Source organism: Corynebacterium lowii (assembly GCF_001412085.1).
GTDB classification, from domain to species: domain Bacteria; phylum Actinomycetota; class Actinomycetes; order Mycobacteriales; family Mycobacteriaceae; genus Corynebacterium; species Corynebacterium lowii.
Map to the genome: position 1 here is coordinate 171224 of NZ_LKEV01000006.1, position 24574 is coordinate 195797.

The 24574-nt window shown below is 63.9% G+C and carries 23 protein-coding genes and 1 pseudogene; 7 read left to right on the plus strand and 17 right to left on the minus strand.

What is annotated here, in order from left to right:
* Window positions 1-23 precede the first annotated feature (23 nt).
* The gene (locus Clow_RS09530) at window positions 24-515 is read left to right on the plus strand and encodes a YbjN domain-containing protein (RefSeq protein WP_055178611.1); all 492 of its coding nucleotides are present in this window, start codon (window positions 24-26) and stop codon (window positions 513-515) included.
* Complete coding sequence (locus Clow_RS09535) at window positions 516-950, plus strand: YbjN domain-containing protein (RefSeq protein WP_055178613.1); 435 nt, start codon at window positions 516-518, stop codon at window positions 948-950.
* Here Clow_RS09535 and nusB read toward each other — a convergent pair.
* From nusB to aspS, 15 genes are all read right to left on the minus strand, one after another.
* Window positions 947-1510 carry a transcription antitermination factor NusB gene (nusB, locus tag Clow_RS09540; protein ID WP_055178680.1) on the minus strand — a complete coding sequence of 188 codons (564 nt, stop codon included), beginning with the start codon at window positions 1508-1510 and terminating at the stop codon, window positions 947-949. The genes Clow_RS09535 and nusB overlap by 4 nt on opposite strands.
* Before the next feature lie 8 nt (window positions 1511-1518).
* The gene (gene efp / locus Clow_RS09545) at window positions 1519-2082 is read right to left on the minus strand and encodes an elongation factor P (RefSeq protein WP_055178615.1); all 564 of its coding nucleotides are present in this window, start codon (window positions 2080-2082) and stop codon (window positions 1519-1521) included.
* A 44-nt stretch (window positions 2083-2126) separates the two neighbouring features.
* Window positions 2127-3218 carry a M24 family metallopeptidase gene (locus Clow_RS09550; RefSeq protein WP_055178682.1) on the minus strand — a complete coding sequence of 364 codons (1092 nt, stop codon included), beginning with the start codon at window positions 3216-3218 and terminating at the stop codon, window positions 2127-2129.
* A gap of 45 nt (window positions 3219-3263) precedes the next feature.
* Window positions 3264-3704, minus strand: coding sequence for a type II 3-dehydroquinate dehydratase (aroQ, locus tag Clow_RS09555; RefSeq protein WP_055178616.1), 441 nt, complete (start codon window positions 3702-3704; stop codon window positions 3264-3266).
* Between the two features lie 4 nt (window positions 3705-3708).
* Entirely contained in the window at window positions 3709-4767 is a 1059-nt protein-coding gene (aroB, locus tag Clow_RS09560) for a 3-dehydroquinate synthase (RefSeq protein WP_055178618.1), read from the minus strand.
* 18 nt (window positions 4768-4785) lie between these two features.
* Window positions 4786-5295 (minus strand): shikimate kinase, encoded by a 510-nt coding sequence (locus Clow_RS09565; RefSeq protein WP_055178620.1) that lies wholly within the window; start codon window positions 5293-5295, stop codon window positions 4786-4788.
* Window positions 5292-6524 (minus strand): chorismate synthase, encoded by a 1233-nt coding sequence (gene aroC / locus Clow_RS09570; RefSeq protein ID WP_055178623.1) that lies wholly within the window; start codon window positions 6522-6524, stop codon window positions 5292-5294. The genes Clow_RS09565 and aroC overlap by 4 nt, the downstream gene beginning before the upstream one ends.
* 13 nt (window positions 6525-6537) lie before the next feature.
* On the minus strand, window positions 6538-6936 hold the full coding sequence (locus Clow_RS09575; protein ID WP_055178625.1) for a prepilin peptidase: 399 nt from the start codon (window positions 6934-6936) through the stop codon (window positions 6538-6540).
* Between the two features lie 11 nt (window positions 6937-6947).
* Window positions 6948-7763, minus strand: a complete 816-nt coding sequence (locus Clow_RS09580; protein ID WP_055178627.1) for a shikimate dehydrogenase — start codon at window positions 7761-7763, stop codon at window positions 6948-6950.
* Entirely contained in the window at window positions 7760-8950 is a 1191-nt protein-coding gene (gene mltG, locus Clow_RS09585) for an endolytic transglycosylase MltG (protein ID WP_055178630.1), read from the minus strand. Before mltG ends, Clow_RS09580 begins: the two co-directional genes overlap by 4 nt.
* Entirely contained in the window at window positions 8947-9465 is a 519-nt protein-coding gene (ruvX, locus tag Clow_RS09590) for a Holliday junction resolvase RuvX (RefSeq protein ID WP_055178632.1), read from the minus strand. The genes mltG and ruvX overlap by 4 nt, the downstream gene beginning before the upstream one ends.
* 172 nt (window positions 9466-9637) lie before the next feature.
* Window positions 9638-12319, minus strand: coding sequence for an alanine--tRNA ligase (gene alaS, locus Clow_RS09595; protein WP_055178634.1), 2682 nt, complete (start codon window positions 12317-12319; stop codon window positions 9638-9640).
* Between the two features lie 75 nt (window positions 12320-12394).
* Complete coding sequence (locus Clow_RS09600; protein WP_055178636.1) at window positions 12395-13750, minus strand: replication-associated recombination protein A; 1356 nt, start codon at window positions 13748-13750, stop codon at window positions 12395-12397.
* Between the two features lie 5 nt (window positions 13751-13755).
* Window positions 13756-14949 carry a phosphotransferase family protein gene (locus Clow_RS09605; protein ID WP_245625747.1) on the minus strand — a complete coding sequence of 398 codons (1194 nt, stop codon included), beginning with the start codon at window positions 14947-14949 and terminating at the stop codon, window positions 13756-13758.
* Between the two features lie 23 nt (window positions 14950-14972).
* Window positions 14973-16763, minus strand: coding sequence for an aspartate--tRNA ligase (aspS, locus tag Clow_RS09610; protein ID WP_055178639.1), 1791 nt, complete (start codon window positions 16761-16763; stop codon window positions 14973-14975).
* Between the two features lie 136 nt (window positions 16764-16899).
* On the opposite strand from aspS, the pseudogene ypfJ reads away from it, so the two are divergent.
* Window positions 16900-17788: pseudogene (ypfJ, locus tag Clow_RS09615) on the plus strand (KPN_02809 family neutral zinc metallopeptidase).
* Window positions 17789-17800: 12 nt separating this feature from the next.
* Here ypfJ and Clow_RS09620 read toward each other — a convergent pair.
* Both Clow_RS09620 and Clow_RS09625 read right to left on the minus strand, forming a co-directional pair.
* Window positions 17801-19897, minus strand: a complete 2097-nt coding sequence (locus tag Clow_RS09620; protein ID WP_055178641.1) for a YhgE/Pip domain-containing protein — start codon at window positions 19895-19897, stop codon at window positions 17801-17803.
* Complete coding sequence (locus tag Clow_RS09625; protein ID WP_069724609.1) at window positions 19897-20643, minus strand: hypothetical protein; 747 nt, start codon at window positions 20641-20643, stop codon at window positions 19897-19899. Before Clow_RS09625 ends, Clow_RS09620 begins: the two co-directional genes overlap by 1 nt.
* 137 nt (window positions 20644-20780) lie before the next feature.
* Between Clow_RS09625 and Clow_RS09630 the strand changes: the two genes are divergently transcribed.
* The 4 genes from Clow_RS09630 to Clow_RS09645 form a co-directional block, all read left to right on the plus strand.
* Window positions 20781-21365: a TetR/AcrR family transcriptional regulator gene (locus Clow_RS09630; protein ID WP_055178643.1), complete on the plus strand. Its 585-nt coding sequence runs from the start codon at window positions 20781-20783 to the stop codon at window positions 21363-21365.
* 97 nt (window positions 21366-21462) lie between these two features.
* Complete coding sequence (locus tag Clow_RS09635) at window positions 21463-22611, plus strand: LLM class flavin-dependent oxidoreductase (RefSeq protein ID WP_055178645.1); 1149 nt, start codon at window positions 21463-21465, stop codon at window positions 22609-22611.
* 48 nt (window positions 22612-22659) lie between these two features.
* Entirely contained in the window at window positions 22660-23265 is a 606-nt protein-coding gene (locus Clow_RS09640; RefSeq protein WP_055178646.1) for an FMN reductase, read from the plus strand.
* A gap of 65 nt (window positions 23266-23330) precedes the next feature.
* Window positions 23331-24574 (plus strand): L-serine ammonia-lyase (locus Clow_RS09645; RefSeq protein WP_055178648.1); only part of this gene is annotated, 1244 nt, incomplete at its 3' end.

Genomic DNA, 24574 nt, shown 5'->3' on the forward strand with positions numbered 1-24574 from the left:
TTTCAGACAAACCAAGGAGATGCGTGACTACCCCCGAACACGACACCCCCGCCTCGGCCGTCACCGAGCAATCCGTGGTGGACATTCTTGAGGCCGAAAACCTCGATTACCGGCTCCACGAGGACCCCGCCCCCATGGTGCGCACGGGCTTTTATAACGCCGCCATATCCTTTGCCATCGAGGGGGATTATCTGCTGTGCGATTCCATGTGGCGCGGCCAGGTAGATAGTCAGCGCGCCGCCACGGCCCTCACGGCCGTCAATGAGTGGAACCTCACGCAGCTGACCCCCACCCTGCGCTTCTTCGAGTCCGCCCCCGGCCAGCTCACCTTTTCTGCTTGCCGACGCCTCCACATCGCCCAGGGACTCAGCCGCAACCAAACCGGGGCCTTTGTGATGTCCACCCTGGACGCCATCGTGGCCTGCTACCAATGGATCGAGGCGCAGTTCCCCGAGGCGATCACCTGGGAGGACCCCCACGCTGCTGACTCCCACGCTGCCGAGGAGGAGAAGTAAATGAGCGAGAACCTCATCACCACGCTGACCTTTGAGCGCGTGACCCAGGCCATGAAGAGCTTTAACATCACGCTCTGGCCCACCGAGGACCCCAACGTGGCCACCGCCAACCTCAACGGCTTCCGCGTGACCTTTGCCCTGCTGAACTCCGTGCTCATCGTGCGCGCGGATAAGCCCACCGACCTCGCCTCCGATTCCGGCATTCCCACCCTGCACCTGGCGGCCAATCAGGTGAATTGCTCCGGCTTTGGGGTCAAGGCCGTGGTGTCTGACCGCGAGGAAAACCTGGTGGTGCGCACCGAGTGCGATCTTCCTATCGCGGCGGGTATCTCCGATGAACAACTACGCCCCGCACTAGGCGGGGCTGTTGACGAGGTGCTCGCGGGCCAAGATCGCGTGGCCCGCGCGGCGGAAGAGCTTATTGAGCAGTCTTAGTTCTGCTGCTCTGGCTCTTCTTGGGCCGGTTCTTCTACTGTGGCTTCTGCTGCTTCCTCCGCAGAAGCAGCCAGGGCCACCACGGCCTCTGCCGCTATCTCGGCACGGATCTCCTGAAGATTCTCCGCCACATCATCGAGCACCGCGTGGATATAGGGAGCAGCCTGATCCCCCGAATACTCGCTGGCGATCTCCACGCCCTCCACCACGGCGGTGGCCTTGGGCACCTCCGGGTTGAAGAGCAATTCCCACACGGACATGCGCAAAATGGCGCGATCCACGGCGGGAATACGTCCTAGTTCCCACTGCTCGTTGAGGAAGCGAGCGATGGTGGTATCCACCGCGTCCAATTCCTCTGCCGCTCCCAGCACGATCTGGCGGGTGTATTCCGCGATCGGGGGAACCTGATTCTGCGGAACGCGGGCCAGCTCCGTGCGGTCCTCGACGATGCTCATGGGATCGACGTCGCGGGCTTCCGCCTCAAAGAGCACGTCTACCGCGCGACGGCGCGCCTTGTAGCGGGCGCCGTGGCGGCGCCACTTCTCTTGCCGTTGCGTCACAGTGGCCACTAGTTGTTCACGCGGGAAAGATACTCACCCGAGCGAGTATCCACCTTGAGCACGTTGCCCGTCTCGATGAACAGCGGAACCTGAATCTCCGCGCCGGTCTCCAAGGTAGCGGGCTTGGTGCCGCCGGTGGAACGATCGCCCTGAAGGCCCGGATCGGTATGCTCCACCTTGAGGTCCACGGATACCGGCAGTTCTGCAAACAGCGGCTCCTCGTCATGGAAGGAAACCTGCACGCGCATGTTCTCTAGCAGGAAGCGGGCGGCGTCGCCAAACTTATCCTCGCTGAGCTCCACCTGCTCGAAGGTCTTATCATCCATCACCACGTAGCTGCTGCCATCGTGGTACAGGTAGGTCATATCGCGGCGGTCCACATTAGCGGTTTCCACCTTCACGCCGGCGTTCCAGGTCTTATCCACGGTCTTGCCGGAAACAACGTCCTTGAGCTTGGTGCGCACAAAGGCCGGGCCCTTGCCGGGCTTGACGTGCTGGAACTCAATGATCTGCTGCAATTTGCCGTCGATCTTGAGCACAAGACCGTTCTTGAAATCAGCGGTGGTTGCCACTTAGCGATTCTCCCTCGTGTGATCGAGTATCTAACTGTGCAAGTCTACAACACCATGAGATCCTTGCTCACCTGAGTAATCACTTCCGGGGCTCCGGGAGTGATGATGAGCGTATCTTCAATGCGCACCCCGCCCCGCCCTGGCACGTAAATACCCGGCTCGATGGTCAGGGTCATTCCCTCGCGCAGCACGCCCTCGGCCCCCGAGGCCGCAGCAGGCCCCTCGTGTACCTCTAGTCCCACGCCATGTCCCGTGGAATGTACGTAGTATTCGCCGTAGCCCGCCTCCTCGATGATCTCGCGAGTGGCGCGGTCCACATCGGCCAGGGCGGTACCCACCGTGGAGGCTTCCACTCCGGCTGCTTGGGCGCGCTTAACCACCTCATAAATCTCGGCAGAGAACTCATCGGCCTTGCCCATCACCACGGTGCGCGTCATATCGGAGTTGAAGCCCCCCACGTGGGCTCCAAAGTCCACGGTCACCAGGTCACCCTCGCGCAGCACGCGATCCCCCGCACCGTGGTGCGGCTTCGCGGAGTTCACCCCAGAGGCCACGATGGTGTCAAAGCTCGTGCGCTCCGAACCCGCCTTGCGCATACGATATTCCAGATCGGCGGCAATATCGCGCTCCGAGCGGCCCACGGCCAACTCGCCTGCAGCCAGCAAATCCTCGAATGCCTGGGAGGCCAGGGCCGCCACGCTGCGCAGGCTCTCTAGCTCCTGAGAATCCTTGACCAGACGCAGTTCCTCCACCACGCCGCGCACCGGCACCAAGGTGACGTCCTCGCCCGCGGCCTTCTGCAAACCCTCCCATTGGGCCAGGCTGAGGTGATCGGCCTCTACGCCTACGCGGCGCGGGCCTTCCAGGCGAGAAAGCAATGCCGTGGCGCAGGAGCGCTCGATGAGTGCCTCAATATCGGGAACTTCCTCTGCCACCTGCGTGGTGTAGCGCCCATCGGTGGCGATCTGGGGGTTGAGGTCCTTGGAGAGCATGAGGGCGGCATTGGAGCCGCTAAAACCAGAAAGGTACTGCACATGGATAAGGTTGGTTACCAACATCATGTCAATGCGCTGCCCCGCCAAGCGGGCGGACAAAGCACGGCGACGGTTGGAATAACGGGTATCGGCCAAGGCCATAACATCCTCCATTCAGTACGTTGTTCCTTCTGCTTTACCTTAGCCCTATGCGCTGGTGCGGCGGGCAAAAAACGTCAGCGCCGCGCGGTATCCCTCTATCCCCAGACCCGCAATAACGGCCAGGGCTATGGGCGAAAGGTAACTGTGGTGCCGGAATGGCTCTCGGGCATGCACATTAGAAATGTGCACCTCGATAAAGCCCGGACCATCGGCCACCTCCGCCAGGGCATCGCGCAGGGCCACAGAAGTATGCGTGAGGCCCCCTGGGTTAATGATGATCGCCCAACCCTCATCCGCGGCCTCATGCACCCATTCGATGAGTTCGTGCTCCGCATTGGATTGGCGGCACTCCACCTCCACCCCAAGGCCCTGGGCATCGGCGGCGATACGAGCCTCCACCTCGCTCAAAGTGGTAGAACCATAAATCTGCGGCTGGCGCTTACCCAGCCGGTTCAGATTTGGCCCGTTGAGCACCAGAATCTTCATTGCCCTAAGCCTCCTCGCTGATCGCCCGATAGGCCGCGCGCAGTTCCTCCACGCTGGGGCCTTCCAACCGGGTCACCGAACCCACGGCACCATCGAGGGTCACGAAGCGAATCACGCCATCTCGGTTTTTCTTGTCTCGCGTCATGCCCTCGTAGAGGGAATCGAAGCGACCGGGGGTGTAACGGGTGGGCAGGCCCACCGACTCCAAGATGGCGCGGTGCCGGTGGAGCAAGGGGGCGTCGATAAGCCCCCGGGCATGGGAGAGATGAGCCACGAACATCATGCCTACCGCCACGGCGGCGCCGTGGCGCCAGCGATATTCCTCGCAGAGCTCCACGGCGTGACCAAAGGTATGCCCGTAATTGAGTATTTCTCGCAGCCCCGATTCCTTGAGGTCCTGGCTCACCACCTCGGCCTTCACGCGCACGGAGCGCTCGATCAATTCCGGCAGGAACCCCTGCGGGTCGAGAGCTGCGGCGGGGTTTTCCTCGTAGCGTTCCAGGATCACCGGGTCCGCGATGAAGCCGGTTTTAATGATCTCGGCGGAGCCCGCCACGATCTCCTCGTGGGGCAGGGTGCGCAGATAATCGACGTCGATGAGTACCGCGCCCGGCTCATGGAAGGCTCCCACCAGGTTCTTACCCGCTGCGGTATTGATGCCGGTCTTGCCCCCCACGGCGGCGTCCACCATCGCTAACAAGGTGGTGGGCACCTGCACCACGCGGATACCGCGCATCCAGGTGGCGGCGGCAAAACCCGCGACGTCGGTAACGGCCCCACCGCCCAGCCCCACCACGGTATCGCGGCGGGTCCATCCGGCGGCCCCGAGCCGATCCCAGATCGCTCCCACGCTCTCTAGGGTTTTACCGGCCTCCGCATCCGGAACCTCGATGGTGAGGCTCTCCGGCCCACAGGCCTGTGCTAGCGCGCGGGCCTCCTCGACCAGCACGGGCTGGTGCACGATCGCCGCGCGCCCGCGCACCTCCTCCCCCACGCGCTCGCGCAGCGTCGAGCCGATCGTCACGGTATAGGGGTGCGGGCCTTGAACGTCAATGCTCGGCATGGTTTTCTCCTTAGCCCTTTAAGATTCTACGTCGAGGATTCCCAGTATCACGGCCACTACCTGCGCCGGAGTGCGCCCATCCGTGCGCACCCGGTGCGTGGATACCTCCTTATACCAGGGCTCGCGCTGGGTAAGAAGCTCTTGGTATCGCTGCGCGGGATCGTCGGTTTCCAGCAAGGGGCGGCCCCCTTCGGCGCTGGCTCGGCGTATTCCCTCCGGGGCACTCACATCCACCCATACCACCACGTGCTCTTGCAAGGCCACGCGGGTCTCCGGGTGCGTGATGGCTCCGCCACCAAGGCATAGCACCCCCGCGTGTTTCAAGGCCTCAGCCACATGACTCGCCTCTACGTCCCTGAACGCGGGTTCTCCCAACTCCTTAAGAACCTCTCCGCAGGGCTTGCCGTACTCCTGGGCGATACTCTCATCCGTATCACGGACCGGAAGATTCAAGGCGTTGCCCAGGCGGCGAGCCACCGTGGACTTCCCGGCACCGGGTGGCCCTACCAATACCACCGTGGGGGTCATGCGTTCCCCCCTCCCTGCGTGGATTGCCCAGGAAAGGAAAGGCGCTGCTCTACTTCTTCCAGATATGCCTGGGCATTGCGGCGGGTTTCGGCCAGGGAATCACCGCCGAACTTATGCAGCACCGCGCGGGCTAAAACAAGGGCCACCATAGCCTCGGCCACCACGGCCCCGGCTGGCACCGCGCACACATCGGAGCGTTGGTGAATGGCCGAGGCCGCCTGCCCCGTGCGCATATCCACCGTGCGCAGCGCGCGCGGCACCGTGGAGATGGGCTTCATCGCGGCGCGCAGGCGCAGCACCTGCCCGTTGGTCATGCCGCCCTCTAAGCCGCCGGCCCTATTGCTGGTGCGTTCCACGCCTTCATCACCGCGCACCATCTCATCGTGGGCCTCACTGCCCCGGCGGCGAGCCTCCTCGAAGCCATCGCCTACTTCCACGCCCTTTACGGATTGAATACCCATGAGGGCCGCGGCGAGCTGCGCGTCCAGGCGATCATCCCCGGAAATGTGAGAGCCCAGGCCGATCGGCAGGCCGTGGACCACCACTTCCACGATTCCGCCCAGAGTATCGCCAGCCTTCTTTGCGGCCTCAATCTCCGCGATCATGGATTCCTGTGCCTGATCGTCAAAGGCGCGCACCGGGGAGGCGTCGATAGCCTCAATATCGGTGGCCTGCGGCTGCCCCTGGGAGGGCTGCGAGGCACCGATGGAAATAACGTGTGAGATCACCTCGACGCCCAGGACCTCCCGCAGGAAGTTCCGCGCCAAGGTGGCAGCGGCCACGCGGGCGGCTGTCTCCCTGGCCGAGGAGCGCTCCAACACGGGGCGGGCCTCGTCAAAGCCGTACTTGACCATGCCCGCAAAGTCCGCGTGCCCAGGGCGCGGGCGGGTAAGGGCGGCTCCGCGCCCGGAGTTCATCGCTGAGGCTACCTCGGGATCGGAAAGGTCTACTGGGTCGGCAGACATGATGGTGGTCCACTTGGGCCATTCCGTATTGCCGATCATCACAGAGACCGGGCTGCCGAGGGTGTAGCCGTGGCGCACCCCACCCAGGATGGTCACCTCATCGGCCTCGAACTTCATTCGAGCCCCGCGCCCATAGCCCAGCCGACGCCTAGCCAACTGCGCAGCAATATCCTCACGAGTCAGCGGAACGCCAGCCGGCATATGCTCCACCAATGCGATGAGCGCCTGCCCGTGCGATTCCCCTGATGTAGTCCATCGAAGCATAGGAACCATTCTTTCACATCACCGTGGCGCACAGGGTAGATAGAATCATAGACGGCCCGTGCGGCACCCTCTGCCGCCGCAGCAGCACCATGACGAGCAGGGATGCTATCGACGCCCCCGCTACCGCCACGAACCACCCCACCTCACCGTTACCGGCGCTCGCCAATACCCCGAGGCTCGCCGCCAATTTCACGTCTCCCCCTCCTATCCCGCCCAGGCCGAGCCCCAGAATCAGGTACAACAGCGCCCAGGCGATACCGCCCAGGAGCCACCACGGCTCTACCCAGGCGGCCCACCCCCATGAAAGCGCGATTCCCGGCACCGTGAGCGCATTGGGCAATAACCCAAAGCGCAGGTCGTATGCCGAGAGTGCCAGCAGCCAGGCACCAACCCCCAGATAGATCCCCCACATGGCAGGAGATTCTATCCCAGGTGCTCCTCTAGCGCCCGCCTCATTGCGGTGCGGGGGGCCGCCACCCCGGTGAACTGCTCAAACTGGCTATAGGCCTGGTAGGCCAGCATCACGTGCCCACCTACCGTGTTGAATCCATTGGCGGCGGCCTGCTTGCACAGGGGCGTGGGGCGGGGATCGTAGATCACGTCGAATACCGGGGCGTGGGCCAGGGCCTCCACGTGCCCCTCTAAGGCCGCGCTGGGCACGGTGGAAAGAATCAGATCCGCGCGATGGGCCAGTGAGCTGAGGTCCGCATCAAAGCCGTGAGCATGCAGCGCACAAGAGGTACCCTCCACCAGCGGGCGCAATTCCTCAAGACGATTACTGCGGTTGAGCACGTCCACGTGCTCAACACCCCACCGCGCCAGCGTATAAAGGGCGGGCCGGGCGGTGCCTCCGGCTCCGATGAGCAGGGCACGGGTCGCAGAGCGCACCCTCAGTTCTCCCAAAGCACCCTCGATACCCTCTACGTCGGTGTTATCGGCGCGCCAACCGCCCTCAATGCGCACCAGGGTATTGGCCGCTCCGATGCGGGTGGCTCGCTCGGTGGCCTCGGTGGCTTCTTCCAGGGCGGCGAACTTACCCGGCATGGTCACGGAGAAACCCACGTACTCCGGCCCGGCCTGGGCCAGCACCTCGGGTAGCTCCTCTGCGCTACATTCCTGGCGGTGGTATCCCCAGCCCTCCAACTCTGCGGCGGCATAGCCCGCCTGGTGGAGTACCGGGGAGAGCGAATGGTCAATGGGGCTGCCCAGAACCGCCGCGAGCCGGATGGTATCACTCATCGGTTGCTATCGAGCACTCCGCTACCCATCGCGTCCTCCACGGAGCGCTGGTGGGAATCGAAATCATCGTTGAACACGGTGGTGCCCTGCTGATCCACGGTCACGAAGAAGAGCCAGTTGCCTTCCGCCGGGTTCTCCATCGCCTCGATGGCCTCATCCGAGGGAGCGGCGATGGGGGTGGCGGGCAGACCATCCTTGGCGTAGGTATTCCACGGGGTCACGCGGGAGCGGTCGGCATCCGTAGTGGCCACCTCTTGCTCGGAAAGTCCGTAGTTCACGGTGGAATCGAACTCTAGGCGCATGGGCTCTTGGAGGCGGTTGAGAATCACCCGCGCCACCTTGTCAAAGTCACCCGCCGGAGCCTCGCGCTCCACCAGAGAGGCGGCCGTGAGCAGTTCATAGGGGGTCAGGCCCGTGGCCTCGGCGCGCTGCTCAATGCCCGTGGAGTTGTAGTACTCCGCAGAACGAGTAATCAGATCCGTGAGAATATCCTTGGCGTCCATGCCCGGATCAATCACGTACTGGCCGGGGCGGATAAGCCCTTCAATGCGGCGGGGGTCGTCGCCACGCTCTAGCACGGCGGAGATCGCCCAGCTGGGCACGCCCAGTTCCTGCGGCGCGGTCTTGGCCGCTACCTGGTGCAGCTGATCCACCGTCACGCAGTTGCCCTGGCCGCTCTCCGCGCAGGAGACCTCGGAGATCATCGTGAAGATGCCCTTGCGGGTATCGCCCGCCACCACCTTGACGTCCATGAGAGTGGAGCCGCCCTGCACGTCCAGCATTTCCACCCTATTGCTCGGATCGAGCAGAGCCGCCACGGCGGAGGACGCGCTCATCTCCTCTTGGAGGCGGTAAAAGCCGGGCTGGATGCTGCTGGCGTTGGGGTTGCTAAAGGCTGCGGTCTGATAGGCGGCGTCCGTCTTAACGATTCCGCGCTCTTCGAGTTCCTGGCCGAGTTCGGAGACGGAGGAACCCTCCGGTACCTGCACCAGCTGCACCACGCCATTGCCCTCGCCCTCGTAGTCATTGCCGCCCACGGCTCCTACCACGTTCAGGGCGATCCACACCAGGGCGCCAAAGATCAAGATGATGGCAGCGGCCAATACGGCGGCACCACGCTGGCGGCGTTTGACGTATTTGGGGTCCATCCGACGCCCCTTGGGCGAGCGGCGCGGTTTCTTAGTCATTGGGACTTCTCCTCGTCGTCGGCAATGGCGTGAGCACGGCCATCGAGCCAGGTCTGCAAAATCTGCACTGCGGCAGCCTGGTCAATGAATGCTCGCCCTTTCTTGGCGCTCACCCCCGAGGCTTGGAGGGCATGGGTGGCGGCAACGGTGGTCAGGCGCTCGTCGGCAAGGCGTACGGGCGCCTTTCTTCCGGTTCTGCGCAGCCGCCGCTTGAGGCGGAAAGCGATGTCTTTTGCATGCTTTACGCTCTTCGAGCCGTTTCCTTTGAGATCGCGGGGCAGGCCCACGATGATCTCCACGGCCTCATATTCCTCGATGATGTCCAGAAGGCGATCAATGTCACCCTGGTCTCGGCCCTTGAGTTCCGTTTCCCTGGGTACTGTCTCCACCGGGGTGGCCAGCATGGCACCGCGATCGCTCACGGCTACGCCTATGCGGACAGTGCCTACGTCGATCCCCACGCGTCTACCGGCGCCGGGATCATCGAGGCCGGGTGTGTCCACTCTGACCACCATGAACGATTATGTACCTCTCTGCTGGACTCGTATAGGAAACTGAAAAACAAGGGGGTAATGCTACTCGCCAAGATCACAAACAGTGTAACGAAATGGTCACGGAACACCTAACGCCCGTGACCTTTTCGTAATATACGGTAACACCGCAAATAATGCGAGCGATATAGCAAAGTTATAGAGAATCAAGCTCCCTCTTGACGGCCTCGAAGCCCTCGGGCAAGCCTGCCTCCTTAGAGCCGGAGCCCTGAGCCATGTCAGCCTTGCCGCCGCCGCGGCCGTCCACGTACTGCCCCAGCAGCTTCACCAGGGCACCCGCGTTCACACCGCGATCCACGGCGGGCTTGGTGGCCGCCACGATGAAGGGAACGTTGCCCTTCTCCTCGTTCTCCGTGGCGAGCAGAATCACCGCCTCCTCATTACTCAGGCGCTGGCGGGCCTCCGTGGCCAGCACGCGCAGATCCCCGGGGGCGCTGTTCTTGGGCAGGCGGGCCGTAACCACGCGGAAGCCGTTAATGGTGGCTGCCGCCGCCGCGAACTCCGCCGATTGCGCCGCCAGCTGCGCGCGGTGCAGGCGCTCGATGGCCTTCTCCGATTCCTTCAACTTGGCGGTGAGCTGGGCAATGCGCTCCGGCAGGTCATCGCTGGGGGCCTTGAGCATGGTAGCCAGGTTTGCCGCCAGGGCGGTCTCCTTGGACATGTAGCGGAAGGCATCCATGCCTGAGTAGGCCTCGATGCGGCGCGCGCCGGAGCCTACGGAAGACTCACCAAGCACGGAAACCGGGCCGATCTGGGAGGAATGAGCCACGTGGGTACCGCCGCACAGTTCCATAGAGAAGGGGCCGCCGATCTCTACCACGCGCACCACGTGGCCGTAGTTCTCGCCAAAGAGGGCCATCGCTCCCATCTTCTTGGCCTCCTCCAGGGAGGTCTCGATGGTATTGACCTGCCAATCGGCATCCACCGCCTGATTGGCAATGGCCTCGATCTCGCGCACCTGCTCCGGGGAGAGCTGATCGGTGTAGTTGAAGTCAAAGCGCAGGTAACCAGGGCGATTCAGGGAGCCCGCCTGCACCGCCGTGGGGCCAAGCACCTGGCGCAGAGCCGCGTGGATGAGGTGAGTGGCCGAGTGCGCTTGACGCGCTCCGTGGCGCCAAGCACCATCCACGGTGGAGGTCACGGCGCTGCCCACATCGAGGCCGCCCTTGGTCACCACGGCCTTGTGCACCCAGAGCTTCTTTCCGATCTTTTGCACATCGCGCACCTCTAGCAGGGCGTCGCCAGTGCTGATCTGCCCGCGATCGCCCATCTGTCCGCCGGCCTCGGCGTACATGGGGGTGGAGTCGAGGATGACCTCTACCTCCTCGCCCTCGTGCGCCTGGCCCACCAGGGAACCGTCGCGCAACAAACCAAGCACGGTGCCGGGGGCCTCCAGCTCGCTATGACCCACGAACTCCGTGGGGTGATTATCCACGAACTCGCGGTACACGGAAAGATCCGCGTGCCCATGCTTCTTGGCTCGGTTATCGGCCTTGGCGCGGGACTTCTGCTCCGCCATCGCGGCCTCGAAGCCGTGCATATCCACCTCTAGCCCGGCCTCGCTCGCCATCTCTAGAGTGAGGTCGATGGGGAAACCGTAGGTATCGTGCAGCACAAAGGCCTGTTCACCGCTCACGGTGGTGGATTGCTGCCCCTTGAGGCCCTTCACGGTCTGCTCAAAGAGGTGGGTACCGGATTCGAGGGTCTTGAGGAAGGCGGTTTCCTCCGCCACGGCCACCTTGAGGATGCGCTCGCGGTTCTGCGCGATCTCCGGGTAGGAGGGCGTCATGGTGTCCATGATGGTGTTCATAAAGGATTCCATCGTGGTGCCGGTGGCCCCGAGCAGGCGGGCCGAGCGCACGATGCGGCGCAGCAGGCGGCGCAGAATGTAGCCGCGCCCCTCGTTGGAGGGGGTCACGCCGTCGAGAATAATCATCATGGCGGTGCGCGAGTGATCCGCGATCACGCGGAAGCGCACGTCATTGGCTCGATCGGTCTTGGGGTCCTCGTAGGTGGTGCCGGTAATCTTCTCGGCGGCCTCGATCACCGGGCGCAGCAGATCCGTCTCATAGACGTTATCCACGCCCTGCAAGATGCAGGCCACGCGCTCCACGCCCAGGCCGGTATCAATGTTCTTCTTGGGCAGGGGGCCAAGAATCTCAAAGTTCCCCTTGCCGGTGCCCTCCCCGCGCTCATTCTCCATGAACACGAGGTTCCAGATCTCCATGTAGCGGTTATCATCCGCTACCGGGCCGCCCTCCTTGCCGTGCTCGGGGCCGCGGTCATAATAAATCTCCGAGGAGGGGCCACAGGGGCCGGGAATCCCCATTGACCAGTAATTATCCTCCATACCCAGGCGCTGAATACGCTCGCGGGGCACGCCCATCTTCTCGTGCCAGATGTCCGCGGCCTCATCATCGTCCAGGTACACGGTCACCCACAGGCGCTCCGGGTCCAGCCCGTAGCCGCCATTTTCCACCGAGCCGGTGAGCAGCGTCCAGGCGTGCCGGATCGCGCCCTCCTTGAAGTACTGGCCAAAGGAAAAGTTGCCCGCCATCTGGAAGAAGGTGTTGTGGCGGGTGGTGATACCCACCTCCTCGATGTCCAGGGTGCGCACGCACTTTTGGATGGAGGTGGCGGTGCCCTGCTCAAAGGGCGGGTTCTGTTGACCCAGGAAGTAGGGCTTGAAGGGCACCATGCCGGCGTTGACGAACAACAGGTTCGGATCGTCCAGAATCAGTGAGGCGCTGGGTACCTCGGTGTGACCGGCTGCCACAAAGTGGTTGATAAACCTCTCCCGGATCTCATGGGTCTGCACGAGCGTGTATTCCTTACTATTCGTCCACTACTACGGGTGGATACTCTACCCCAGTGGTGCTTGGCGACGCCGCCCCTACCGCCGCTTGGTTCCTCGCACCATGCGCCGCAGCCGCCCGAGGTAATCGCCAATCCGCTTTTCCACCCCGTGATCGCTGGGCTGGTAGTACACCGCCTCCTCCAATTCCTCCGGGATATAGCGCTGTTCCACCACCCCGCGCGGGTCATCGTGCGGATAGCGATAGCCCACGGCGTTGCCCAGTTTCTTCGCCCCGGCGTAATGCCCATCGCGCAGGTGCGGGGGTACGTGCCCGATCTTGCCGGAGCGTATGTCGGCCAGGGCGGCGTCGATAGCCATGACTACCGCGTTGGACTTCGGCGCGGTGGCTAGGTGAATGGTGGCCTGGGCCAGCACGATCCGCCCCTCGGGCAGGCCGATCTTTTGCACCGCCTCGGCGGCGGCCACCGCTACCTGGAGGCCGGTGGGATCGGCCATGCCGATGTCCTCGCTGGCCAAGATGATGAGTCTGCGGGCGATGAAGCGGGGGTCCTCCCCGGCGTCGATCATGCGGGCGAGGTAGTGCAGCGCGGCGTCCACGTCGGAGCCGCGCACGGATTTGATGAAGGCGCTGGTGACGTCGTAGTGCTGGTCGCCATCGCGGTCATAGCGCACCACCGCGCGATTCACGTTGGCCTGCACGGTGGCGGCGTCTAGTTCCTCGCCATCGGGCACGGCCTCGGCGGCGGCCTCCACGTAGGTGAGTACGCGGCGCGCGTCTCCCCCGGCCAGGCGCACCAGTTGGGCGATGGCCTCCTCGCTGACCGTGATGCGGCCGTCGAGCCCACGCGGGTCAGTCACGGCGCGCTCCACCACCACGCGCAGATCCTCCTCGCTCAGCGGTTGCAATTGGAGGAGCAGCGAGCGCGAGAGCAGCGGGGATACCACGGAAAAGGAGGGGTTCTCCGTGGTGGCCGCCACCAGAAGCACCGTGCGATTTTCCACCGCGGCCAGCAGAGCATCCTGCTGGGTCTTGGAAAAGCGGTGCACCTCGTCGATAAAAAGCACGGTGCGTTGACCACGAGCCAGGTCGCGGCGGGCCTGAGTGATGACCTCGCGCACCTGCTTGACCCCGGCGCTGAGTGCGGAGAGTCCCACGAAGTTCTGGCCGGTGGCCGCGCTAATCAAGGAGGCCACCGTGGTTTTCCCCGTGCCCGGTGGCCCGTAGAGAATCACCGAGGCCTCGCCCGAGCCCTGAATGAGCCGCCGCAGCGGAGTTCCCGGCCCCAAAACGTGTTGCTGGCCCACCATCTCTTCCAGGCTGCGCGGGCGCATCCTGGCCGCAAGAGGGGCGGCAGCGGAGACCTCAAAGTAATCCTCGGGTTTCTCCCCCGCTGGATCTGAGGACGCGCCAAAGAGCGATTCCTGGGCCATGCCGCTTAGGCCTCCTCGTTGAGGCGCCCCACAACCTCGCGGGCGAACTCCGCCACCGGGCCACCCTCGCGGGCGGAATAACGGTGGAGGGCATCGAAGGTCTCGTAGAGATCCCGGCGAATCATCGCCTCATCCCGGTCAAAGTCATCGTGGCAGGCCGGGCGCAGCAGCCGCTCCACGGGGAGCACCTGATCTTCTTCCAGGCCGATGGAGGAATCCCCCGCCGCCAGCGCCACCTCGTGAACGAGGTTGTGCGAGGTGCCCAGGTGCATGGCGGTGACCTCGCCCAGGGCCAGTCCCACCAGGGCCGTGACCAGGCGGGATCGCAGCGCCGCCTCATCGCGCACCTCGGGCCAGAGTTCGGAGACCTCCCGCGCCCAGGCGTCGATGAAGGCATCGGCCTCATCATCGGAGATCGGCCGGGCGGAGAGGAACTGCGGGAATCCCGCGACCACGCTGGCGAGGTCAAAGGCCGTATCCCGGAAGTCTGCCCACTCGTAATCGAGGAAGTGTGTGCGCTCGGCCACGATGATGTTATCCGGGGAGAGGTCAAAGGGGGTAAAGGCCCGTTGCCCACCGCGCAGGCGCTTCATCGCCTGGCGCGCGGTTTTCTCCACCGCATCGGGCACCGTGATTCCGGCCTGACGCAGCAGTTCCAGGCCCCTTCTGATGCCGTGCTCCTGCGAGGCCACCCGGTACTGGTTAATCTGCGCGGCCGCAGGATGGGAGCGCGCCATGCGGGAACGCAGGGAGAGAAAATCCTGCTCGCGCTTGGCCGTGGCGGCGTGCATGAGGCCCAGGGCTTGGCCGAGGTTGTGCAGGATATTGATTCTGCGTTCCTCATCGCCCGTGCGCAGCAGATCCGCGAAGGTATCGCCGTTGCCGGAATCGGAGATTACGATGATTCGCTGCTCAACGTCGTAGGCCAGCAGCACCGGGCCGGGGCGCACCTCCTCGCTCAGGGAGGTGGTGAACTGATAGGCCACCACCTCCCGCACCAGGGCGGCGTCGCTCAGCGGAATGTACTTCACCACCGCCGTGCGCTCCTGCAAGAAGGGGTTGGGGCTTAGCCTCACCCGCTGCACGACGGCGTTGCCGCCACCCGTGAGCAATTCCGCATCCGTGCAGCGCTGCGTGCCGCCGAAGCGCTTGGATAACAAGGCTTCTGCGCGGTCAAGAATCTCCTGACTACTCGGCACCAGCTCATCACTCCCCTTGTTCTTTAACCCTGCTGCTTCTTTTCCGGCTTGGCATCAATGCCCGATTCCTTGCGCTGCTGCGCGGTAATCGCGGCCGGAGCCTCGGTGAGCGGATCGACGCCGCCGCCGGACTTGGGGAAGGCAATCACATCGCGGATGGAATCAAACCCGCCCAGCAGGGAGACGATGCGATCCCAACCGAAGGCGATGCCGCCGTGCGGCGGGGCGCCGAAGGCAAAGGCATCGAGCAGGAAGCCGAACTTCTCGCGGGCCTCCTCCTCGGCAATACCCATCACCTTGAACACGCGCTCCTGCACGTCGCGGCGGTGAATACGGATGGAACCGCCGCCGATCTCGTTGCCGTTGCACACGATGTCGTAGGCATAGGCGGTGGCCTCGCCCGGGTTCTCATCGAAGGTATCCATCCACTCCGGCTTGGGAGAGGTAAAGGCGTGGTGCACGGCCGTCCAGGCGGAGTTGCCCAGGGCGACGTCGCCGGAGGCGGTGGCGTCGGCAGCGGGCTCGAAGAGCGGGGCATCGACTACCCAGGTAAAGGCCCAGTCGCCCTCCTTAATCAGGCCGAGCTTGTTGGCGATCTCGCCGCGCGCGGCACCCAGCAAGGCGCGGGAGGACTTGGTATCGCCCGCGGCAAAGAAGATGCAATCGCCCGGCTGGGCACCCACGTGGGCGGCGATGCCAGCGCGCTCTTCCTCGGTGATGTTCTTGGCCACCGGGCCGGAGAGTTCGCCGTCCTCGCCCACCAGGATGTAGGCCAGGCCCTTGGCACCGCGCTGCTTGGCCCATTCCTGCCAGGCGTCGAGCTGGCGGCGCGGCTGGGAGGCCCCACCGGCCATCACCACGGCGCCCACGTACTCGTTCTGGAATACGCGGAAGGTGGTGTTCTTAAAGAAGTCGGTGCACTCGGTGATCTGAATATCAAAGCGCAGATCGGGCTTATCCGAGCCGTACTTTTCCATCGCCTCCGCATAGGTGATGCGCGGGATGGGGGTGGTGATCTCGTAGCCGATGAGCTTCCACAGCTCCGCCACGATCTCCTCGGCCAGGGCGATCACGTCCTCCTGGTCCACAAAGCTCATCTCCACGTCGAGCTGAGTGAACTCCGGCTGGCGGTCGGCGCGGAAATCCTCATCGCGGTAGCAGCGCGCAATCTGGTAGTAGCGCTCCATGCCCGCCACCATGAGCAACTGCTTGAAGAGCTGCGGGGATTGCGGCAGAGCGTAGAAAGTGCCGGGTTTGAGGCGAGCGGGAACCAGGAAGTCACGCGCGCCCTCCGGGGTGGAGCGGGTGAGCGTGGGGGTCTCGATCTCGGTGAACTCGTGGGAATCGAGCACCTTGCGGGCCGCACGGTTGGCCGCAGAGCGCAGGCGCAGCGCCTCACCCTGTTCCTTGCGGCGCAGATCCAGGTAGCGGTAGCGCAGGCGGGTTTCCTCGCCCACCTCGCCGTTCGCGGCGGGATCATCGATCTGGAAAGGCAAGGGTGCGGATTCGTTGAGCACCTCAAGATCGGTCACGTTGATCTCGATGTCACCGGAGGGCAGGTTCGGGTTCTCCGAGCCTGCGGGGCGGGCCTCCACCACGCCGGTGACTTTCACCACGTATTCGCTGCGCAGATCGTGGGCACGTTCGGCCACCTCGGAATCGCGGAATACCACCTGCGCCACCCCGGAGCGATCGCGCAGATCAATAAAGATCACGCCGCCGTGATCGCGCCGCCGGGCCACCCAGCCCGTGAGGGTAACAGTTTGACCGGCATTTTCTTTGCGGAGTTCCCCCGCAAGGTGAGTACGCAGCACGAAGCCTCGGTTCCTTCCCTAGACGCTGATGTCACACAGAGTTTTTTATAGTACAAGCGCGTAGTTTACCTGTTTGCTCGCGTGCTCAACGGCGCGGCCCCTCCCCCGTTGCCCTCGGTGTGGCAGCATAACGGGCATGACCTTCCGCAATGACGCTTCCTTTGACTCCGGCCGCGCGAGTTCTTCCTCCGGTGGCGGGCGGGGCGGGCTCATCGCCGGTGGCGGGGTGGGCACCCTCGTGCTCGTGGGCCTCTACCTCGTCTTGGGCGGTAATCCTTCCGACCTCGGCAACCTCCTCGGCCAAGGCGGCGGCACCGCCGAGCGCGATACCGGGGACTACAGCCTAGAGCACTGCCAAACCGCCGAGGACGCCAATGCAAACGACGACTGCCGCATGGTGGCCACCGCCAGCACTATCGACGAGGTGTGGGCCAGCGTCCTGCCCGAACAGGCGGGCATCGAATACACCGAACCCGGCCTGCACCTCTTCCGTTCCTCCGTGAACACCGGCTGCGGAGCCGCTAGTTCCTCTACTGGGTACTGGGCCTTTTTATTGCCCCGCGGATCAAACCGTGTATTTGGACGTATCCTTCTTCGAGCAACTACATTCCCTCGGTGGGTCCGCCGGGCCGCTGGCGCAGATGTACATTGAGGCCCACGAGTTTGGCCACCATATTCAGAATCTTGAGGACACCCTGGGCTTGAGCGATTACCGCAACCCTGGGGCGGATTCCAATGCCGTGAAGATCGAACTTCAGGCGGATTGCTATGGCGGGCTCTGGGCGCATTACGCCGACGATAGCCGCAGCATTGAGGCCTTTAGCGAGGAGCAATTGAATCAGGCCATCGAGACCGCCGGGGCCGTGGGAGACGATAATATCCAGCGCCGCTCAGGCGGGGAGGTCAACCCGGAGGGCTTTACTCGCGGTACCTCCCAGGAACGCAAAGAGGCCTTCCTGCGCGGGTATGAATCCGGCACGATGGCCTCCTGTGACACCCTGGGGCGCAACGCCTACCAGAGCTAAAATATCCGGCCCCTAAACCTGCAACTCGGGGTGCAGGTCCTTGTGCATAATCACGCGGTGGCGGCGCGCCGCCATCGAGGAGATGAAGAGGGATAGCGCACCCACGAAGATCAGCACTCCCACGGCGGTGATCGCTCGGTGATCGCCTGCCTCGCCGCCCAGGATGGTGTAGCGGAAGAGGTTAACGCTATAGGTCATGGGGTCCACCGGGTGTACCCAACCGAAGAAGGCCGGCTGCGTCTCAATCGGGTAGAGCCCGCCCGAGGAGGTGAGCTGAAGGGCCATGAGCAGCATGCACACCACGCGCCCAGCGGTGGCTCCCACCACGGAGTTAATCATCTGGCTCAGCGCCACGAATACCGCTGAGACTCCCCACATGGCCCCCAGCATGAGCAGCGGGTGCTCGGAGTTGAGGCCGATGAGGAACTCCAGCACGGCCCACACGATAGTGGCCTGAGAGAGACCCACGATCAGGCCCGGAAGGTAGCTGGCGAGAACGGCACGCAGCGGATTGGTGCCGGAATCCACGGCACGCAATTGCAGGGGCCGCAGCACCATCCACATGGCAAAGGAGCCCATGAACAGCGCGAGGCTCACGAAGAAGGGCGCCAGGCCCACGCCAAACTTGGTGACGTCCTGGTTTACCAGCGCGCGTTCCACGGGCTGCCCGGCGGCGCTAGAGGCGTCGTCAAGGCGCTGCCCCTCCCACGTGGGTACCTGGGAGGCACCCTGGCCCAGGCGCAGGTTGAGTTCCCCGGCGCCCTCGTCCAGGCGGCCCAGGCCGCTATTGAGTTCCCCAGCACCGGAATCCAAGGTCACCAGCCCATCGCGCAGGGCGGTGGCGCCCACGGTGAGCTGTCGGCTGCCCTCTACGAGCTGGCTGGTGCCGTCGGCAAGCGTGTTGGCGCCCACCCGCAGTTGTGCGGAGCCGTCCTTGAGCTGGGTGAGTCCTTCCGCGAGTTCCTTGGAGGCGCTGGCCGCACGCTCCATGCCGGCGCGATATTCGGATACGGGATTACCCAGCTGATCTGCGATCTGGCGGGCGCCGTCTTGGAGCAACAAGAGTTGGTTGAGGCGGTCTTGGCTCAGTCCGTTTTCGCGGATGTTCGCGGCTAGGGCTTCCACCTCGGCGGCCAGGCCGTTGGTGGGCGGAAGGTTGGCCTCGCGTAGCATGCCCGCAGCGTTATCTAAGCGCCCCACGAGGCCCTGCTGCGCCTCGGCCACCCCGGTCAGGCTGCCCACCACCTGATCGACGCCGCCCGAGACCTGCCCGGCGCCGTCGGCCAGGCGTTGTGTGCCCGCGTTGAGCTGGCCGAGTCCATCGGCGAGCTGCTGGGAGCCATCTTCGGCCTTGGCCAGGCCGTCGTCGAGTTGCACCGCGCCATCAGCGAGCTTGTGGGCACCGGCATCGGCCTCCCCGAGTTTTTCCGTGAGGGTACCTGAGCCGCTGGTGAGCTGCTGGGAGCCGTCGGTGAGCTTATTCGCGCCGTCTACGAGCTGCTGAGAACCATCGCGGGCGGAGGTGGAACCATCGGCCAATTGCTGGGAGCCGTCCACGGCCTGCCCCATCTTCTCCCCGATGGTGTTGAAGCCCACCAGGAGTTGATTGGTGATTTGCTTGCCAAGCTCGGCATCCACCGCTTGCAGCATGATGACGGTGGCTTGATTGCCCAGCATGGTGGGGATGAAGCCGTTGTTGTTGTACAGGGCCACGTTGAGCTTGGCCTTGTGCGGATTCTCCGAGTTCACGCTCACCACGGCCTGAGAGAAGTCCTTGGGCAATTCCACGGCAAAGTAATAATCGCCCTGGGTCACGCCCTCCTTGGCCTCCTCTGCGGAGACCAGCCGGAAGTCCAGCTCATCGGAGTCCACCATGCGCTCGGCTACCTGCTCTCCGGCATTGAGCGTGGTGCCATTAGCCTGCGCTCCCTCATCGGAGTTCACCAGGGCCACCGGGAGTTTATTCATGTGGCCGATCGGATCGTAATAGGCCCACACGAAGAGCCCTCCAAAGACGAGTGGAAGGCAGGTAACCACGAGGATCGCTAGGCGCGGAAGAACCCCGTGGCCAAAGCGACGGAGTTCGGAGCCGATGTGAAAAAGGGACATTAGCTTTCCTCCGAAAGGGTGGGAATCTCGTCCTGGTGGGCAGCGCTCACGGCGCTGGCCTCATTGAGTGTGCGCAGATCAATCGTGCGGGTAGCAATGCCGGAGAAGTCTGGGTTCACCGTGGAGGCGATCACGGGCAGGCTCAGCGAGAGTTCCTTGAGTTCCATCAGAATCTCATCGCGCAATTCCATATCGCGCACCTGATCTACGTCATCCACCACGAGCACCGCGGCGTCCTTGCGCGATACCAGCGCCAGCAGCACGCGCAGCCGGAAACGATCGTGCGGGTGGAGCTCGCCCACGGGGGTGGAGAGGTCAATATCCAGGCCGAGGGGTTCCAGCCACGGGCGCACCAGATCGTGCTCCCATAGATCTTTACCCACGTGCTTCCACCAGGGGCTCGCCCAGTTCACCTGCTCGCGCAGCACCGCGCGGGCGGGAACGCTGCGGTCGAGCGAATCCACCTCCGTGGCCCCCGCTAGGGCAACGAGGCGAAACAGATCCGCGTGGCGTTCCACGGTGACCCCTCGGTGTTCTAGGGTGACGGTTCCCGCCGTGGGGCGGCGTCGCCCGGCCAAGGTCAGGCTCAGGGCGGTGTGAAAGTTCTCTCGGCTATTGCGCAGCAGGGTTAGCCCTGAACCCACCGCGAAGCTCCAACCGGGCTCCGGCTGTTCCGCCTGGACACGCACCTCATTCGCAGCGAGGGTAAAGGCCGAACGATGCCGGGCAGTTCTCCCATCATTCATGGTGTTTTCCTCTGTTCACATTCAAGTGGAGGGTAGACTCTCACTTTCCAAAGCTCTATAGTTCATGCACAGCGGCACGGTGTCAATCCGTGCAGGCCCCGCCGCCATAAAAATTCGAGAAAGAGAGGCCCCGCGCCGTGCGCACCGACGCCCGCGAGCGCAGGCAGCGCATTATCGACGCCGCCTGTGACCTCTTCCGCACCACCCATCCCTCCGAGGTCACCCTGGAACAGGTTGCCGAGCGTGCCCAGGTGGGTATCGCCACGCTGTACCGCAACTTCCCCGACCGCGAAGCACTCACGCTCGCCTGTTCCCTGTACCTCCTCGAAGTAGTGGAGACCATCGAGCTCGATACCCTCACCCAATTTACCGCTACTCCTGAGCACTCCGAGGACATCTGGCGTCGCTTTATCTCCGCGATCGTCGATTTGGGCGTGGGGGCCTTGGTACCCGCCCTCGCCCCCAATTCCATTGATGATCTCGGCCCCGAGGGTGGCGTGCACCGCTCATTAGTGCGCCAGCACACGCAGGCCATTTTGGATACCGCCGCCCAGCACGGGCTGGTCTCCCCTCGGTTAGCGGCCTACGAGTTCGTCACCCACCTCACGGTGCTCACCCGTCCACCCATCTCCGGGGTACGCACCCTCAATCCCGACGTCACCTCCCAGCTCGTCTCCGCCTACCTCGATCACCAGCGAGAATTGGGCCGCGCGGCGGTCTAAACCGCTCCCACTTCCTTCCGGGAATAGCCCCGCACCGATTTTGTTGATACATCATAGAAAGGCAATAAGCACTCACCACTACAAAGGAGCACAGATCATGCAATTCGGAATCTTCACCATCGGAGACGTCACCACCGATCCCACCACCGGCCGCACCCCCACGGAGGCCGAGCGCATCGAGGCCATGACCGCCATTGCCCTCAAGGCCGAGGAAGTAGGCCTGGACGTCTTTGCCACCGGCGAGCACCACAATCCGCCCTTCGTGCCTTCCTCCCCCACCACGCACCTGGCCTATATCGCCGCCAAGACCACCAAGCTGCGTCTTTCCACCTCCACCACGCTCATCACCACCAATGATCCGGTGAAGATCGCGGAGGATTACGCCTTCCTTCAGCACCTCTCCGGTGGGCGCAACGACCTCATGCTTGGGCGCGGCAATACCGGCCCGGTTTACCCCTGGTTCGGCAAGGACATCCGCCAGGGTATCCCGCTGGCCGTGGAGAATTACCACCTGCTGCGCCGCCTGTGGCGCGAGCGCAGCGTGAATTGGGAGGGCAAGTTCCGCACGCCGCTTCAGGGTTATACCTCTACCCCCTGGCCGCTGGACGACGTCCCGCCCTTCGTGTGGCACGGCTCCATCCGCTCCCCGCAGATCGCGGAACAGGCGGCCTTCTACGGCGATGGCTTCTTCCACAACAATATCTTCTGGAATAAGGAGCACACCGCCTCGATGGTCAACCGTTACCGCCGCCGCTTCGAGGAGTTCGGACACGGGCGCGCCGACCAAGCCATCGTGGGCCTTGGCGGGCATGTGTTCATCGGTGATTCCGAGGCCGAGGCGAAAAAGCAGTTCCGCCCCTACTTTGATAACGCTCCGGTGTACGGCCACGGCCCCTCCCTGGAGGAGTTCAGCGACCTCACTCCGCTCACGGTGGGCACCGCAGAGCAGGTCATTGAGCGCACCATGCAGTTCCCCGAGTGGGTGGGCGATTACCAGCGCCAGCTCTTCCTGGTGGATCACGCCGGCCTGCCGCTGGAGGTGGTGCTCGATCAGATCGAGCGCCTGGGCCGCGACGTCGTACCGGAGGTGCGCCGCCGTATGGAGGCCCGCCGCCCGGAGCACGTGCCCTCCGATCCGCCCACCCACGCCGCCCTGCTGGCCGATACCGAGCGCGCGCACCCGCACTTCCAGGTCAGCCCCGGTAGCCTGCCGGAGGAGAAACTAAACACCAAAGCACAGGCTTAACTCACCTACACTGGCACCACCCGAGATTATCTAGGAGGAGCACCCACCATGTACAAGTTCACTGCGATCAGCGCAGGACTCTCCACCCCGTCGAGCACCCGGCAAGTAGCAGAAAACATCGCCCAGGCGGCCTCCGAGCACCTAGAAAATACGGGACACGAGGCCTCCATCACTATCATTGAGCTGCGCGACCTCGCCTCCGATCTCGCTCATGCCATGACCAGCGGAGGGCTCCTTAGCGATGCGTTGCGGGAGGCCATCGACCAGGTAACGCATGCCGACGGCCTCGTCGTGGTTACTCCGGTGTTCAAGGCCAGCTATTCCGGATTGTTCAAGATGTTCTTTGACGTCCTGGATACTCAGGCCATCGTGGGTATTCCCACGGTGCTCGCCGCCACTGCGGGCAGCCCCCGCCATTCCCTCGTGCTGGATTATTCCCTCCGCCCCCTGCTGAGTTACATGCGAGCCACCATCATGCCCACCGGGGTGTTCGCCGCCACGGAGGACTTCGGCGGAGCGGAATCAGGGGCGCTCACCAAGCGCATCGCCAAGGCTGGTGGGGAGTTAGCCGAGGCCATCGCCGGTGCTATCCCCACCACACCAGCAAAGGAAGAATCCTTCCTGGGGCTCTTGCAGCAACACAACGGAGCCTAGCTTTCGAACACCATGTAACGTCGTGGAGGACTTCTTATCCCCAATATGATTATGAAGGGTTCTCCATGACCATTAGCGTTGTCGATCTCTTCAGCATCGGCATTGGCCCCTCCTCCTCTCATACCGTGGGCCCCATGCGCGCCGCGCAAGCCTTCATCAACCACCTCGGGGATCTGCGCCCCGCCACCATTCGGGTGGAACTGCGCGGCTCGCTGGCCGCCACCGGGCGCGGGCACGGCACCGACCGTGCCGTCATCCTCGGGCTCGCCGGTTACGATCCCGTGACCGTGCCTGCCGACGCCGCCCCCGCCCCCGGCGAGCCGGTGGCCGTGGTGGGCACCGCAGGCGACTACCCCTACGAGATTGACTTCAACCCCGTAGCCCTGGAACTGCACCCCAACGGCATGATTTTCACGGCTCTCGACGCCGCCGGGGTTCCCCTCGGTGCCCCGCAGGACTACTACTCCGTGGGCGGCGGCTTCATTCTCACCGGCACGGAACTGCGCGAACAGCTCGATAGCGAGGGCGGGCTGGGCTCCGGTGCCGCCACCCAAGCCACCGAAACCCCGGTGCCCTACCCCTTTAGCACCGCCGAGGAACTGCTCACCCAGTGCCAGAGCAGCGGAAAAAGCATCGCTCAGATCATGGCAGCCAACGAGGAAGCCCTGCACGGCAGCCTAGAGGTCGTAGTGGAACATCTGGACAACGTATGGCGCACCATGCGCCAATGCGTCACCGCCGGTATCTCCACCAGGGGTGTGCTCCCTGGAGGCCTCTCCGTGGTGCGCCGCGCCCCGGAGGTCTACGAGCACCTCCTCCAAGGCCAGGAAAAGAACGCCGCAGGCTTTGGTGCGATGGAGTGGTCCAATCTCTACGCCCTGGCGGTGAACGAGGAAAACGCCGCCGGTGGGCGCGTGGTGACCGCCCCCACCAACGGGGCCGCGGGCATTATCCCCGCCGTGATGCACTACGCCCGGGACTTCCTGGATAACTTCACCACCACCAAGGCCCGCGAGTTCTTGCTCAGCGCCGGAGCCATCGGGGCCATGATCAAGGAAAACGCCTCCATCTCCGGGGCAGAAGTAGGCTGCCAGGGCGAGGTGGGCTCCGCCTCCGCGATGGCTGCCGCCGGGCTTTGCGCCGTGTTAGAGGGCAGCCCGCAGCAGGTGACCTGCGCAGCCGAGATCGGCTTGGAACACAACCTCGGGCTAACCTGCGACCCCGTGGGCGGACTCGTGCAGATCCCCTGCATTGAGCGCAATGCAATTGGTGCAGTGAAATCCATTAACGCCGCCCGCCTGGCAAAACT